The following is a 15575-nucleotide window of genomic DNA, read 5'->3' on the forward strand; positions in this document are numbered from 1 at the left end:
AAAAATTCTTCTCTTTAAGTTTCTTAACTATGCTGTAGTAAATAGTGAGGAACACCTTTCATAGCGTAGGGGGGCCGCTTTCACTCCTACGGGACGTTTGTAACCGAAGATCCACTGTGGTAAGTTTTTTTACTTATCAAAATTAGCTGAGGAGAAAAACCGTGGAAAGGAAAGTGGACAGCCGGAGCGATTGTCACGCAACTATAGCCTCTCAAAAATTACTACAAAGCAACATAAGTTAGTGCATAGTATATTCCTACTAAATAGGAAAAATCCAAACGATTTCAAGGTCTATTTGAAAATCGTTTGGATTTGTTTGATTATAAATTTCTGTTGTCACAGCTTCATTTTTGATTAATTATTTTTTTATGCCAAAAGCTTTTTTTACTTTGTCTAAGAATGTTACTTTCTCTTCCAACGATAATAATGGTACCGATTCACCTAATATTCTTCTTGCAATATTGCGATAAGCGATAGATGCCCTAGTATTTGGTTGAAAGGCAACAGGCTCACCATGATTAGATGCTTTAATCACATCATCATCATCAGCTACAATACCTAATAAATCGATTGACAATACTTGCACTATCTCATCTACATCCAGCATGTCTCCATTTTTCACCATATGATTCCGAATACGATTAATGACTAAATGAGGAGGCTCTATATCTTCTTGTTCTAATAAACCAATAATACGATCCGCATCCCTTACACTTGATTTCTCAGGAGTTGTCACCACAATCGATTTATCTGCACCTGCCACAGCATTACGATAACCTTGCTCAATGCCTGCTGGGCAATCAATAAGTATGTAATCGTAATCCGGCTTCAATTCTTCTATAATTTCAACCATGCCTTCAGGAGTCAGTGCGGACTTATCACTAGTTTGTGCTGCGGGAAGTAGATATAAACAGTCAAATCTTTTGTCTTTAATCAATGCCTGAGAGATTTTACATCTTTTTTCCAACACATCGACGATATCATAAATAATACGATTTTCCAAACCCATAATAACATCTAAATTTCTAAGGCCTATATCAGTATCTATTAAACATACTTTCTTATCCAGTAATGCTAAGGAAGTTCCAAGATTAGCTGTAGTTGTCGTTTTACCGACACCACCTTTACCAGAAGTAATAACAATCGCTTCACCCATTCAAAACTCTCCTTTCAAAAGCATTTAAGTCAGGCCGTGTTCTTGCGATGGAACTTATACGATCCATGACGATTTGTTCACCCTTTGCATCAATAAAGCCACATTCCATAGGAACACCTTCCGATTCTGCATCTGGTGACCTGCTAATTACTTCCGCTATCCGTAATTGGCTAGGGGCCATATTAGCAGCTGCTATGATAGCATCTCTATTACCTTTAACACCTGCATGTGCAATACCTCTTAAATTACCTAGAACAAAAATATTACCAGTAGCTACAATTTTACCCCCAGGATTCACGTCGCCTACTAGTAATAAGTCGCCATTAATCTCTAGAACTTGTCCAGAACGAATGATCTTATTATGCAAATTAACATCTGTTTCTTCTTTCCATTTTAACGCATCTTCTTTTAAAATTACGTTTGAAGCAATTTTATCGACCACTAACTTATTATGCTTACGAATGGCTTGTCTCAAAATTTGTTCCTGCTCTGTTGTAATATAGCGGTTCTCTAATTCAATATTCACCGTAATTAATGGTTCATCTGTTGCCATATGTTTAGTGGAAAGAATTTCTTCTAATTCATCTAGCAGTTCTTTCCATGCACACTGATCATTCATAAAAAGGGTTAGACCATCTCTTGTTCCCTTAATTGTAATCCATTTATTTGATGCCACTTCTATTCAACCCCTTAAAACATTCACTAACCACTATCAATCCGGTCGTTCAAATTTGATGTACGACCATTTTATTAATTTCTTTGCAAAGATAAGATAAAAGAGCAAACCAAATATCACATTCCATATAGTTGTTGGGATTAACCGGTAACGCCAATATAGTTCCCAACTGTAATCATGTACTTGAATAATATTATAAAGGAAAAAGATGAAAATGTCTGTAGCAACAACCCCTAGAATTGTTAGTATTGAAGCAATTAAAAAATTCGATTGTAAAAGTTTCATTAATACTCTAACTGCATATAACACTGCGGTATAAGCAAAAACGTACACACCAATTACATCTGTATAGACAATATCAATAATAAAACTAAATATGATTGACAGTGCAATGGCATAGTATGTAGTATCTTTTTCAAAAAAAAGGGTGACATATACTAAAAACAAAAAAAGCAAATGGGACACAATGATCCATTCATCTTTTACAAATGGAAGGCTAAGATTTGCTAATGTTCCTTCCAGTATTACCAATATAAAGCAGATGAGAGCAATAAGAAAAGGGATCATCCGTTTCATGACTCATCCTCCTCATTTTGCTCTACAGTTGCCATTGAACGATCAATGACGATGACATGGTTTAGCGTATCTAAGTCAGCTGATGGACGTACGTGTGCTATACTTGTTAGTTCATAACGATCAGCTTCTACATCTACCACTTCGCCAATCTCTAGACCTTTAGGGAAAATACCACCAAGTCCTGAAGAAAACACATATTGACCTTCTTCTAAGTCTCGGTTATTTTCGTTCATTTCTAACAATAATAACTCTGTTTCTTCATCATAGCCGACAATGAATCCTGAATTATCCGTTTCAGAATCTTGATCATATACATTAACTGAGATTCTATTAGTACGATCGAAACCATTCAGTAATAACACAGTTGATGTAAAAGGAGAGGCAGTTTGTACTTTACCGATCATTCCTTTTCCAGTTATGACTGACATATTAGGCTCTACACCATGCTGTGTGCCTTTATTAATTGTAATTTGCTTAAACCATTGATCCTTGCTTCTAGCAATAACAGATGCCTGAATTGCTTCGAAATTTTGAAGGAAATCAGACTCTGATTTATCAAGTAGCTCTTTTAGTTCATCAATTTCTTTCGTAAGTTCTTGATTTTCATATTCTAACTGTCTAATCTCATCTAAGCTTGCTTTTAATTGTTGATTCTCTCTATATACATTTCGGATTTCTTTTATATTATTTGCAACGCCGGTGGTGAACGCAATCGGCATATTAATTACTTCTTGCGCCCACCCAACACTATCATGAACAAAATCCTCCATTATTGTCAGGTCTGTTCGGTCTCTTAGCGAAAAACCAATCAAACCAACAATGATGATTAACGAAATCATTAAAATAAACAGTCTTCTTTTTTTATAAAACATCATAACACCTTCTTAATCTGATAAGCGCTGCACCCCTACATTCGGCTGTGACTGGAAATGATCAATATATTCAAGAGATTTACCTGTTCCAATTGCTACACTATCTAATGGTTCATCTGCAACAAATACAGGCATCTTTGTTTCATTACTAATCACTTCGTCTAAATCTTTCAATAGTGCTCCACCACCGGATAGGACAATACCTCTGTCCATAATATCTGCAGCAAGTTCAGGAGGGGTACTTTCTAACGTATTTTTCACTGCTTCAACAATGGAATCCACCGTATCTTTTAATGCTGAAGCAATTTCTGCTTCCGTTACACTGATGGTTTTTGGTAGACCTGTTAATAAATCACGGCCACGAATATCCATTTGTTGATTATCTGAAGAAGTTATAGCTGACCCTATATCGATCTTTAATGATTCTGCAGTTCGCTCACCAATCATAAGATTATAGGTTTTTTTCACATATTGAATAATAGCTTCATCCATGTCATCACCAGCTGTGCGAATGGATCTGCTTGTCACAATTCCACCAAGTGAAATGACGGCAACTTCTGTTGTGCCACCTCCGATATCTACTATCATACTTCCAGTAGGCTCCCAAACAGGTAAACCTGCACCAATAGCAGCAGCAAACGGTTCAGCTATTGGAAACGCCTCTTTGGCACCTGCATGTTTTGTGGCATCAATTACTGCTCGCTCCTCCACCATAGTAATACCGGAAGGCACACAAACCATTACGTTAGGTTTCTTCGCAAAGCTGGATCTATTTTTCTGAGCTAATTTGATATAATATTTCATCATCGCAGCAGTTGTATCATAATCTGCAATAACACCATCTTTCATTGGTCGAATGACTTGGATATTTCCTGGAGTCCGACCAATCATATTCTTAGCATCATTGCCAACCGCTTCAATATCACCTGTTGTTTTATTTATTGCTACAACGGAAGGTTCACGCACAACAATGCCTTTACCTTTGATGAATACTAATGTGTTTGCTGTACCTAAATCAATCCCTAAATCTTGTGATAATTTAAATATTCCCAATCTTGTTCTCCCTCTCAACCTTATTATACAAAACATTCACTTCAATATTTTATGCTTTTATCGGCTTTCAATCAAGAAATTATGTTCTCTTCATCATAATAATAAGCGCCACTATACAAGCAATCTTGTATAAGGCGCTATAAAAGCTTGTTTACTCTATTATACTTAACTTTCGCAAAAATAGATAGTGTTATAAGTACCCTTTTTCTTTTAAAGATATAAATTTGTGATCACCAATAATTAAATGATCCAAAAGTTCGATACCTATCACCTTTCCACTCTCTGATAATCGTTTCGTTACATGGATGTCCTCTTGAGAAGGGGAGGGGTCGCCAGAAGGATGATTATGGGCACAAATAATCGAAGCAGCAGATCTTTTAATCGCTTCACGGTAAACTTCACGTGGATGAACAATGGAGGCATTTAAACTTCCGACGAAGATGGTTTGCCGATGAATCACTTGATTTTTTGTGTTGAGAAAAAGAGCTACAAAATGTTCTTGCTTTAAGCTGCACATTTCTTCCATCACATAATTTGCCCCATCTTCCGGACTTCTTATCACATATTTTTCTTTATCCTTAAACTGATGAATTCTTTTGCCAAATTCTACCGCTGCAAGGATGTTAACTCCCTTGACCTGTCCTACACCTTTTATTTCAGTTAGTTCCTCAATGGTAACATCTTTCAACATTCTTAACCCTTCGAAATGGCGCAATACTTTTTCGGCTAATTGATGGACATTTTCCTTCTGAGTTCCAGAACCTAATAAAATGGCCAATAACTCCTGGTTAGATAAATGTCCTGGGCCATGCTCCAATAATCGTTCCCTAGGTCGGTCTTCTTTTGGCACCTCTTTCATCTTGATCGTTGGACTCTCCAATGTAATGTTCCTCCTTTATTAAAATATCTATTATTTTAACGAGAAGGAACACCATCAGCAAATAGCCTTTTTAGTATTTTTCAGCGGTCTAAATAACAAGTTTTTCTATTTTCTTTTAATTAAAATAACAAACCTTGTTACCACCAATGTATAGAAAAAAGAATTTACTCTTCTCCTAAATTTTCAAACTGTTTTAATATTTGCAATAATGTCACTTGAATGGATTGTTCATCCTCTAGTGTTTTGATCGATTCTACCTCCGAGCTGATAGCTTGTAAATCTTCAGATGTATTGGCAGGTATTTCATTTAGCCATTGATCAATAGCTGCTTCATCAATTTGACCTTCTATCATTTGGTCCAATATGGTTTCCAACACTTCTATCCATTCCTTTTCTTCGGCAGAAAGAGCAATTTCAACAGAGTTTGTGTTCCATTCCTTACCACCATACATTTCGTAACTACTTGGAAAAGTACTGGCAGTAAATTCCTTTGACGCTTCATTTGTAGGTTTTACGCTTACAAAAACATGGTAACTCTCATCACGAGGCCATATCATTCCCTCAATTTGCTCTCCCTGTAACTCTTGAACTAATTGGTTAGCTGCTTCTTCACTGGAAAAAACGCCTGCCTGCGTAACAAAAAAATGAAAAGTCTCACTTTGATAGCTGTCTTGTACATTTTCATTATTATCATCCTCTGCTTCTGGTAGCTCACTGGACGCGGTTACTGCTTGGTTGTTGGATGAATTTGAATTGAACGCCACTTCTTCCGGATCTAGATCCACAAATATATGGAGCATGATAACCCCCAGGAAGGATCCTATTAAAACTGCTGTAGCACCAGAAATAAGAAATGATTTATACTTTGACCAAAACGATGACTTGTTCGATCTATTATGCGAGTTGGTATCTGGTGTGTACTTGCGTTGAAAAACATGCTGATCGTCGATGACGGGATGATGATTTTCTCGAATATAATCTTCCAAAGTAGATTGATTACTAGACTTTCGTTCAGGCGAATTAGATTTATTTTGATTAATCCGGACTGAGATTTGCTTTTTATTATCCACCGTAATCCCTCGTTTCCAATCCTTTTCTATCACCCTATCATATCTATGATGAGATGTAAGACGACTTTTGTCAGTTCTATTAAAAAAGCTTTCATCAAATTGTGACAGGTAACATGAAAAACTGAGAAAAAATAGGAAGTTAATAAATTCAAATCGAGTGTCTAAACAAAATCTAAACTCCATCAACCACATTATTTTCTGCCTAATCTGATTAATGATCTGACTTGCTTCCATGTAACAAATTGCTGAAAAGTCTCACATACTGAATCTATTCCTTCTGCCGACTAATGCAATGATTACTATAACCAAATCATATTCATATAAATGTTGACAAGATTATCACCGGCTAGAAAAGTTAAAATTGCCCCTAACACAATCGCTGGGCCGAATGGAACTTCTTGTTTTCTTTTAAATCCTCTCATTAAAACTAATAAGATACTTGACAATAATCCAATTAATGTAGCCATAAATAAAGTAAGCAGTATGTTAGGAAGACCTAACAACACTCCTAATAACGCTAATAATTTCATATCTCCTGCCCCCATTCCCCCTTTGCTGACAATGATGATAATGGCGATCATACCATACCCTGCTATAGCGCCAGTAATACTGGACCACCACGGATCAAGAGGTTGAAATGCTCGAAATAGAATAAAGATAGGTAAAAAAAATAGTAGAATGTTATTGGGGATGAGCAAGTAACGAAGGTCTGTTACGAATATGATCGAGAATAAACTAATTAAACTACACGTTATCAACAGATCTAAAGATATGCCTAGATGTAAATAACTTAGCAAGAAACCAATTGCTGTAATCATTTCAACTGTGGGATAGATATAGGATATCGATTGTTGACAATGACGACATTTCCCTTTCTGTATAAAAAAAGAAAGAACCGGAATTAATTCATACCATTTTAATGTTTGGTTACAGGCAGGACATGCAGATCGATTGGAGGATAAAAAAGATTTCTGAGGAACACGAAGACCGACTACATTGTAAAATGAACCTGATATTAAGCCGAGAATAAAGAATATTCCGCTATAGATTATATCCATTATCAGTAACTCCTTTATTAATAATGGTGGTGATTACTAACTGTCATTTATTTTTAAATGTTTATTAGTGCCTAAGGGACCTAGTTTTTAACGGTTACTCAAAAACCTGTAGGGAAAATATCATTAACTACCTTAATAGTAAATAGAAGGGTTTTGATGGATACAGACGAAGGGATAAAATAAGACTAAACCAGTGAGGTTCTGCGGGAACATGATAAACAAAATGGAGATAATAGGAGGTTCCTAACTTACTACATTTTTACATTTTAGAAATCTCCTTGCTTTTCCATTAACAAACCGTTTCTTACCATTATTATACTTGTTTCGTTTATATAGGACAAACATAATTTTTAATCAAGTCCATTATTCAATTCTTTTTTAATCAAACGTTTTGCATAATCGACAAAATGAAGTGATCCTGTAATCAGAATAAGGTCATTTTCATTACTGTTGATTAATAATTTATCTATTGCTTGTTGCGTATTTTCCATATATTCGAGCTCTCTAGGTATTATTTCATCATTTAATGCCCTCTGATGATCAAATGTAGTGACAATTATCTCCTTCGTAAGCTTCGATAACTCTCTGATCATGTTAGCTATATCCTTATCGCGAAATGCACTGAATAATACTTTAATTTTACCGCAGACCCTTTCTCCCTGTACTGTTTCTACTAACTTCATGATACTTTGGAGATTATGTGCACCATCTGCAATAATTTTTGGCTTTTCCTTCACAACTTCCATTCGGTTAGCTAACCTCGCTTGGAATAATCCCATTATCATTGCTGATTTGTTTATTCTCCATCCATTAGCATTCAACAGCTGCAATGCTTGAACGGCTAATGCTGCGTTTATCATTTGATGGCGACCTTTCATCGTCAAATCAATAGAAAAGGTCTTTAATCCATTATTCCAAGTAAAAGTGTTCCTATTTACTTCCTCTGTCCAAAATTCTTTACCGTATTGATACAATGGCGCTTCTTTTTTCAGTGCTTCTTCTTTTACTACCTGTAATGCATGATTGCCTAAATCACCTACTATAATCGGAATTCTATCTTTTATAATCCCTGCTTTGTGTGATGCGATAGCCTCTAGAGTATTGCCTAAAAATGACGTATGATCATATGCAACAGTAGTAATAATGGTGACGAGCGGCTCTACTCTATTCGTTACATCCTCCCTACCGCCCATACAAGTTTCAATGACAGCAATATCGATATTATTTTTTAAAAATAGAAGTGTAACAACCATTAAAACTTCATATTCGGAAGGAGCTAAATCACGTTGATCCATCTCTTCAATAATTGGTAAAAGGTCATTCATGATACTGATAAATTCCTTACTGGTAATAGATCGATCATTAATCGCGATATGGTCAAATATTGTAGGGAGACCTGGTGATTGAAAAGTCCCTACAGTATACCCACATTCCATTAATACTTCTTTTAAAAAGGTCAATGTAGAGCCTTTACCGTTTGTACCAGCAATATGAATCGTTGGAATTGACTTTTGTGGATGATCCACTTTTTCTAATAAATAATCTAACCTCTCCAATCCAGGCTTTATTCCTAACGCTCGTCTTGATGCCAAAAAATGTTCTAAATCTCCTACAGATTCAAGCATCGTATCACATCCTTTTTATTTGTTCGAAGTAGATATTGATGTAAAGATAATTGCTCCATCATTACTTTGGAAAAGCATCGTATTCTACGGCTGTGCATGATAACACTTTATAAATATCAGTAAAAAAGAGAAAATCCGCCCAATAGTACTTCATTGTCCTAGAACAAGTAGTTGTGAAAAAGAGGCTGTCCATGACAACCTCTCTCCATTATTTTTGTAATTCTTGAATCCTCGCTTGTACTTTTTCGCGCTTTTCGAGGTAATCTTTTTGCTTTTCTTTTTCCGCTTCTACAACATGTGCAGGTGCTTTACTAACGAAGCCTTCATTCGCTAATTTCTTCTCAACACGCTCTACTTCTTTATTTAATTTCTCCAATTCTCCTTGAAGACGTGCAAGCTCTTTATCTACATCAATTAGTCCTTCTAATGGTAAGAAGAGCTCTGCGCCTGTTACAACTGCAGTCATTGCCTTATCTGGTACTGTAACACTTGTATCAATCGTCAATTCACTTGGATTACAGAAACGATCTAGATAAATTCTATTTACTTCCAATTGTTCCTTCACTGCCTCATCGCTTGTTTGAATGATGATAGGAATTTCTTTTGACATCGGTGTATCAACTTCTGCACGGATATTACGTACAGATCGAATAATTGCTACAAGTTGTTTCATTACTGCTGAAGCATCTTGATTTGACAAACTTTCATCTACAGTAGGCCATTCTGCACGTACAATTGATTCGCCCTGATGTGGAAGCTGCTGCCAGATTTCTTCCGTTACAAAAGGCATAAAAGGGTGAAGCATACGCATCGTGTTGTCTAACACATAAGCTAATACAGAACGGGTTGTTATTTTTGCTTGTTCATCTTCACCGTATAATGGTAATTTTGCCATTTCAATATACCAGTCACAGAAATCATCCCAGATAAAGTTATATAAATAACGGCCAGCCTCACCAAAATCATATTTATCAACATGTCGGGTTATTTGTTCAATTGTTTCATTTAATCTTGTCAAAATCCACTGATCTGCGACAGATTTTTGACCCGTTACATCAATTTCTTCATATTTCATTCCATCCATGTTCAGTAAGGCAAAACGGGATGCGTTCCATATTTTATTCACAAAATTCCAAGTGGATTCTACTTTCTCCCATTGGAAGCGCAAATCCTGCCCAGGACTTGATCCAGTTGCAAGGAAATATCGTAATGAGTCTGCACCGTACTTTTCGATTACTTCCATTGGATCAACACCATTACCTAGTGACTTACTCATTTTTCGGCCATCTGCATCGCGAACCAATCCATGAATCAAGACATCTTTAAATGGACGCTGATCATTAAATTCGATTGATTGGAAAATCATACGTGATACCCAGAAAAAGATAATATCATAACCAGTTACCAAAACATTAGTCGGGAAGAAATGCTTAAAATCTTCATCTTCTTTATTTGGCCAGTTGAGCGTAGAAAATGGCCATAATGCTGAAGAAAACCATGTATCCAATACATCTTGGTCTTGCTCCCAATTTTCGATATCTTCTGGTGCCTCTTTACCTACATACATTTCACCTGTTTCCTTATGATACCAAGCAGGTATACGGTGTCCCCACCACAATTGTCGTGAAATACACCAATCACGGATATTTTCCATCCATCTAAGATATGTTTTTTCAAAACGATCTGGTACAAAATGAACCTTTTGATCATCAGAAGACTGTTGAAGTTCAATTGCTGCTTCAGCCAACGGCTTCATATCTACAAACCATTGTGTGGACAAATAAGGCTCGACAACTGCATCACTTCGTTCAGAATGACCTACCGAGTGCATGTGATCTTCGATTTTGAAAAGCACACCTTGATCTTGAAGATCTTTCACAATTTGTTTCCGGCATTCAAATCGATCCATCCCTTGGTATTTACCTGCATTCTCGTTCATCGTACCATCTTCGTTCATTACAAGTATACGCTCCAAGTTATGGCGGTTACCAATTTCAAAATCATTTGGATCATGGGCAGGCGTTATTTTCACTGCCCCTGAACCAAATTCCATATCAACATATTCATCTGCTACAATTTCAATTTCCCTGCCGACAATCGGAAGTGTTACTTTTTTACCTATTAAGTCTTTATACCTTTCATCTTCCGGATGTACGGCTACAGCAGTATCTCCAAGCATTGTTTCAGGTCTAGTAGTTGCAATCTCAATATGACCAGATCCATCTGTTAATGGATATTTCATATGATAGAAGTGACCTTGTACATCCTTATAAATTACTTCAATATCTGAAAGTGCTGTCTTTGTTGCTGGATCCCAGTTAATAATATATTCACCGCGATAAATAAGCCCTTTATCATATAATGTGACAAAAACTTCTTTTACAGCATCTGATAAGCCGGCGTCTAATGTAAATCTTTCACGAGAATAATCAAGGCCAAGCCCTAATTTTGCCCATTGTTCCCGAATAAAGTTGGCATATTCTTCTTTCCAATCCCAAGCTTTTTCAAGAAACTTCTCCCTGCCTAGATCATATCGAGATTTACCTTCTTCTCGTAATTTTGCTTCTACTTTTGCTTGCGTTGCAATCCCTGCATGATCCATTCCTGGTAAATAAAGAACATCATAGCCTTGCATTCGTTTAATTCTGGTAATGATATCCTGCAATGTTGTATCCCATGCATGCCCGATGTGTAGTTTCCCAGTTACGTTTGGTGGCGGGATCACGATTGTAAATGGTTCCTTGTCTTTATTTCGTTCTGCTTCAAAGTATTTTCCTTCTACCCATTTGTCGTAACGACCTTTTTCCACTGCAGTAGGATCATACTTTGGTGGTAAATTCACTTCATTTAGTTCTGACATTTTAATTCCTCCTTATATAAACACATTAACTATTCTCAAACTGTACAACCAACTATCAACTTTTTAAAGCAACTCAATAAATTCTAATTAATTACACTTATTAAAAGATTAGACTTTCGGAAATGTATTCCTAGGTTATCCTCTATTGATAATTAGGACACTTGAATTAGCGTAGGCAAGATACGGAGAATCCTACGGGAACAGCACGTATCCGAAGACCCCGCAAACGACTTTTGTTTTCTGAGGAGGCTAAGGTCGTGCCCCTGGAAAGCGGAGTATCTTGCAGAAAGCAAGTATTGATACTATACTACATACAAAACTGGTAGAAATCATATCTCTGAATCAACCTCACCATTTACGGTTTAATTTATTGAATAAAAAAATCCTTTTCGGCCTTTGTAAAGGACGAAAAGGATTGGGTTTCCGCGGTACCACCTTTGTTTATAAGTAATATACTTATACGCTTAGGTGAAGATAACGGGTTTCACCGGCTTTTACCTACTTGTGATCTTCAGTAAAGCTGCATCAGAGGCTACCTTCCTTCATCTTTTTTCGAGAAAACCTTTCAGCCCATGGGTTCTCCTCTCTTACGAACAGTGTGAAGTACTCCTCCTCATCATCGCATCTCATCGTTAATGATTCATTATATGCTATTTTATCGAAAAAGAAACGAAAAAGTCAAGCTTCATTCTAATTTTAACTGCGCGCGTTTAGTAAAAAAAGTTTTATAGCCAAAATATAAAAATAATATAACGGATAACGAAACACTTCCTGTAATCCCGAGCATGATGGCAATTTGATATTTGATCGCATCCATAGGACTTGCTCCAGATAATATAACACCTGTCATCATTCCGGGTAAAAATACTATTCCCATGCCAACCATACTATTAATTGTTGGTAAAATAGCAGAATCAAAGGCATGATTAACAATTCCTTGTGAAGCTTTATTCGGTGTCGCTCCTAACATCAGGGCTGCTTCGACCTCTTTTTTGCGAGAGCTAAATCCTTCTACTAATGCACTAACTCCTAGCGTAATACCTGTCATAGAATTCCCAATTAACATCCCGGCAATCGGTATAAAGTAACGCGGATCATACCAAGGAGAAAATTGAACAACAATAAAATCAAAATAGAGAAAGGAAAATAACGTCCCTGAAATCATGGAAATAGCAATAATTTTCTTTAAATCATTACTTAATGATTGCTTTGTGCGCTTATAAATATTATAGACAGCAAATATTTCCATGATCACAATGACAATGATCGAATAAATCATTTTTTCATTTTCAAAAATATACATTAGCACATAACCGACTAACACAAGTTGAATCGTCATTCTTAACGTTGCAATAACAATCTCTTTCTCCCGCGGGATTTTTCGCCAACGGACAATCGCTAATAAGATAACAATAAAAATATACGCCGAAAGGAGTTGCCATATCGTTAGATCTAGCATTTCATTCATGAAAGAGCACCTTCTCTCTTCAGAATGTCTTTCATATAGATCATTTCATCACTGTATTTTTCAGCAACTTCCTTCGAATGAGTGACCATAATAACCGTTTTACCCGTTTCTCGGACTCTATAAGTAAATAAGTCCATTACCACTGTTTCTGTATCATGATCAAGAGCAGAGGTAGGCTCGTCCATCAAATAGACTTCGGCATTCATCAGTAGAACACGGCCCAATGCAAGCCTTTGCTGTTCACCGCCTGATAATTTGTCTACTTTCTCATCTAAATTTTTCGCTAAATGTAACTCTTTTAATAAATTGGTTAGCACTTGATTTTCAACTTCTTCTTTTCCTGCAAATCTCAATCCCGCTAACAGGTTATCCCTCACCGTTCCATCGAACACTACAGGATCCTGACCAAGCATTACTACTTCTTTTCTCAATTGAACAGGGTCCAGTTTTGTGATTAAATCTTCTTTATACTTGATTTCCCCTTGATCAGGAGTAAGCATATTATTAAACATTTTTAATAATGTCGTTTTTCCACTACCACTTTCACCAAACAAGCAGTAAATTTTCCCTGAATCAATTACTAATTCCGGTACATTTATGATATCTTTATAAACTAATTGATGGATCGAAAACATAGTGTCCCCCTCCTACGTTCATTGTGGATAATTACGTATATAATGTGAGACTTCCCCTAGTGAAGGTTTTTTATCCTCTTCTAAGAGTTAATGATAACTTTTAGTAGGTTATTTCACCTGATCCACCCACTTAGGTTGTTTGTTTACTTGAGCCATGAACCGAAAGCTATTACACACCTTTCTTTAAAATAGACGAAAAAGAGCAGATAACCAAAAGTATCTGCTCTCGTTCTTTAACGAAAATCTCGTTTATCTTCCATTTTTCTAGAAACAAATACATAAGCAATGGCCGCAACTACTGTAAACAAAGTATATAATAATGTATTTTTCATATGATATCCTCCTCCTTTACAACTGTATTAGAATGGACGGAATTTCCCTTTTCTTAATACGAGCATTGGTCCACCCAATAGGAACAGGTAGCGATCGTCAATCACATTTTTCATTACTTTCGCTTGAATCCCATACAGTTTGTTACCATCAAATACGGTTCCCATTGCATCACTTCCACCTAATGATGCAACCGTACCTTTATCCTCAAAACGGAATTCCTGCAACGTTCCACCATAAATCATTGTTTTAATATTATGTGCACAAACATCTGCTTCTTGAATAGCAATCTGTGCAGTTGGTGGATAAGGTTTACCAGTTTCATTATTCATTACCCACGCACAATCACCTAAAATAAACACCTCATCATGACCTGGAGCACGCAATGTTGCGTCCACATTCACTTTTCCTTTTGTTAATTCAAAGCCTGATTCCCCGACAATTCGATTTGCTTGTACTCCACCAGTCCAAACAATCGTACCAGCTTTAATTTCTTCTTCTTCATCTCCAACAATTACTGCATCTTCTTTTACTTCTTTAATCATCGTATTAAGTTGAAATTCAATACCACGATGTTCCAGTGATTCCTTAGCATAATTCAGTAATTCCTCGTCAAAATTGGGTAAAATGGTTGGCATTGCTTCAATATCGATAATCCTTACATCTTGACGTGGAATATCATATTTTTTACATAATACTGGAACACGTTCTGCTAATTCTCCTAAAAATTCGATACCGGTAAAGCCTGCCCCACCTACAACGATAGTTAGCATGCTTGGGTCAGGATTTTTCTCATTACGATAACGAGCATACTGATACTCAATATGATCTCGAATCATACGGCTAGTATCAACACTTTGAATCGAAAAAGCATGCTCGTCCATACCCGGAATACCAAATGTGGCTTTTTCAAACCCCAAACCAATGACTAAATAATCATAATCTATTTCCCCGTTCTCTAATTGTACAGTCTTTTGCTCTTTGTTAATTTTGACAACCGTATCGTGAATAAAATGTACTCGACGGGTGTTAATGACGTCTGAAATCATAATCCGAGAACGATTTACATCAATGGTACCCGCAGCTACTTCATGTAACCATGTTGTTTGATAATGATAATTGTGTTTATTGACTAATGTAATATCCACTTCTTCTGGCTCAAATTGTTGTGTTAAACGCTTGGTAGTCATCATACCTGCATAACCTGCGCCAAGTACAACAATCTTAGGTTTATTTCCTGTCATCAAATCCTTCCTTTCCAGTTATATATCTATTTATAATTACGATAGTTTTCACCTTTTTTTCGATTTGTATGT

At 36.3% G+C, this 15575-nt stretch carries 13 protein-coding genes and 1 other annotated feature; all 13 genes read right to left on the reverse strand.

Translation table 11 applies throughout. The features are described from left to right. Positions 1 to 358: 358 nt before the first annotated feature. Positions 359 to 1156 carry a septum site-determining protein MinD gene (gene minD, locus ACTNEP_RS06115; protein ID WP_441160863.1) on the reverse strand — a complete coding sequence of 266 codons (798 nt, stop codon included), beginning with the start codon at positions 1154 to 1156 and terminating at the stop codon, positions 359 to 361. Then, positions 1149 to 1832 carry a septum site-determining protein MinC gene (gene minC / locus ACTNEP_RS06120; RefSeq protein WP_441160864.1) on the reverse strand — a complete coding sequence of 228 codons (684 nt, stop codon included), beginning with the start codon at positions 1830 to 1832 and terminating at the stop codon, positions 1149 to 1151. Before minC ends, minD begins: the two co-directional genes overlap by 8 nt. A 36-nt stretch (positions 1833 to 1868) precedes the next feature. Next, positions 1869 to 2408 carry a rod shape-determining protein MreD gene (gene mreD, locus ACTNEP_RS06125; RefSeq protein WP_441160865.1) on the reverse strand — a complete coding sequence of 180 codons (540 nt, stop codon included), beginning with the start codon at positions 2406 to 2408 and terminating at the stop codon, positions 1869 to 1871. Then, the gene (gene mreC / locus ACTNEP_RS06130) at positions 2405 to 3280 is read right to left on the reverse strand and encodes a rod shape-determining protein MreC (protein ID WP_441160866.1); all 876 of its coding nucleotides are present in this window, start codon (positions 3278 to 3280) and stop codon (positions 2405 to 2407) included. Before mreC ends, mreD begins: the two co-directional genes overlap by 4 nt. Before the next feature lie 12 nt (positions 3281 to 3292). Further along, entirely contained in the window at positions 3293 to 4333 is a 1041-nt protein-coding gene (locus ACTNEP_RS06135; protein ID WP_441160867.1) for a rod shape-determining protein, read from the reverse strand. A gap of 190 nt (positions 4334 to 4523) precedes the next feature. Continuing rightward, positions 4524 to 5192, reverse strand: coding sequence for a RadC family protein (radC, locus tag ACTNEP_RS06140; protein WP_441161108.1), 669 nt, complete (start codon positions 5190 to 5192; stop codon positions 4524 to 4526). A gap of 185 nt (positions 5193 to 5377) precedes the next feature. After that, positions 5378 to 6283, reverse strand: coding sequence for a hypothetical protein (locus ACTNEP_RS06145; protein WP_441160868.1), 906 nt, complete (start codon positions 6281 to 6283; stop codon positions 5378 to 5380). A 299-nt stretch (positions 6284 to 6582) separates the two neighbouring features. Beyond that, positions 6583 to 7341 (reverse strand): prepilin peptidase, encoded by a 759-nt coding sequence (locus ACTNEP_RS06150; protein WP_441160869.1) that lies wholly within the window; start codon positions 7339 to 7341, stop codon positions 6583 to 6585. A 350-nt stretch (positions 7342 to 7691) separates the two neighbouring features. After that, positions 7692 to 8966, reverse strand: a complete 1275-nt coding sequence (locus tag ACTNEP_RS06155) for a bifunctional folylpolyglutamate synthase/dihydrofolate synthase (RefSeq protein ID WP_441160870.1) — start codon at positions 8964 to 8966, stop codon at positions 7692 to 7694. 208 nt (positions 8967 to 9174) lie between these two features. After that, a complete protein-coding gene (locus ACTNEP_RS06160; RefSeq protein ID WP_441160871.1) occupies positions 9175 to 11826 on the reverse strand; it encodes a valine--tRNA ligase in 2652 nt (883 codons plus the stop codon). A gap of 398 nt (positions 11827 to 12224) precedes the next feature. Next, positions 12225 to 12455, reverse strand: a binding site (T-box leader). A 56-nt stretch (positions 12456 to 12511) separates the two neighbouring features. Further along, positions 12512 to 13294: an ABC transporter permease gene (locus ACTNEP_RS06165; protein WP_441160872.1), complete on the reverse strand. Its 783-nt coding sequence runs from the start codon at positions 13292 to 13294 to the stop codon at positions 12512 to 12514. Continuing rightward, on the reverse strand, positions 13291 to 13929 hold the full coding sequence (locus tag ACTNEP_RS06170) for an ABC transporter ATP-binding protein (RefSeq protein WP_441160873.1): 639 nt from the start codon (positions 13927 to 13929) through the stop codon (positions 13291 to 13293). Before ACTNEP_RS06170 ends, ACTNEP_RS06165 begins: the two co-directional genes overlap by 4 nt. Positions 13930 to 14288: 359 nt before the next feature. Then, positions 14289 to 15503 (reverse strand): NAD(P)/FAD-dependent oxidoreductase, encoded by a 1215-nt coding sequence (locus ACTNEP_RS06175; protein WP_441160874.1) that lies wholly within the window; start codon positions 15501 to 15503, stop codon positions 14289 to 14291. Positions 15504 to 15575 lie beyond the last annotated feature (72 nt).

It is taken from the genome of Gracilibacillus sp. HCP3S3_G5_2 (assembly GCF_052063305.1).
Taxonomy (GTDB): Bacteria; Bacillota; Bacilli; order Bacillales; family Amphibacillaceae; genus Gracilibacillus.

Excerpts from the sequence above, each read along its gene's own strand:
- minD (WP_441160863.1), bottom strand. The coding sequence starts at position 1,156 with ATGGGTGAAGCGATTGTTATTACTTCTGGTAAAGGTGGTGTCGGTAAA.
- mreD (WP_441160865.1), bottom strand. The coding sequence starts at position 2,408 with ATGAAACGGATGATCCCTTTTCTTATTGCTCTCATCTGCTTTATATTG.
- mreC (WP_441160866.1), bottom strand. The coding sequence starts at position 3,280 with ATGTTTTATAAAAAAAGAAGACTGTTTATTTTAATGATTTCGTTAATC.
- radC (WP_441161108.1), bottom strand. The coding sequence starts at position 5,192 with ATGAAAGAGGTGCCAAAAGAAGACCGACCTAGGGAACGATTATTGGAG.
- ACTNEP_RS06150 (WP_441160869.1), bottom strand. The coding sequence starts at position 7,341 with ATGGATATAATCTATAGCGGAATATTCTTTATTCTCGGCTTAATATCA.
- ACTNEP_RS06155 (WP_441160870.1), bottom strand. The coding sequence starts at position 8,966 with ATGCTTGAATCTGTAGGAGATTTAGAACATTTTTTGGCATCAAGACGA.
- ACTNEP_RS06160 (WP_441160871.1), bottom strand. The coding sequence starts at position 11,826 with ATGTCAGAACTAAATGAAGTGAATTTACCACCAAAGTATGATCCTACT.
- ACTNEP_RS06165 (WP_441160872.1), bottom strand. The coding sequence starts at position 13,294 with ATGAATGAAATGCTAGATCTAACGATATGGCAACTCCTTTCGGCGTAT.
- ACTNEP_RS06170 (WP_441160873.1), bottom strand. The coding sequence starts at position 13,929 with ATGTTTTCGATCCATCAATTAGTTTATAAAGATATCATAAATGTACCG.
- ACTNEP_RS06175 (WP_441160874.1), bottom strand. The coding sequence starts at position 15,503 with ATGACAGGAAATAAACCTAAGATTGTTGTACTTGGCGCAGGTTATGCA.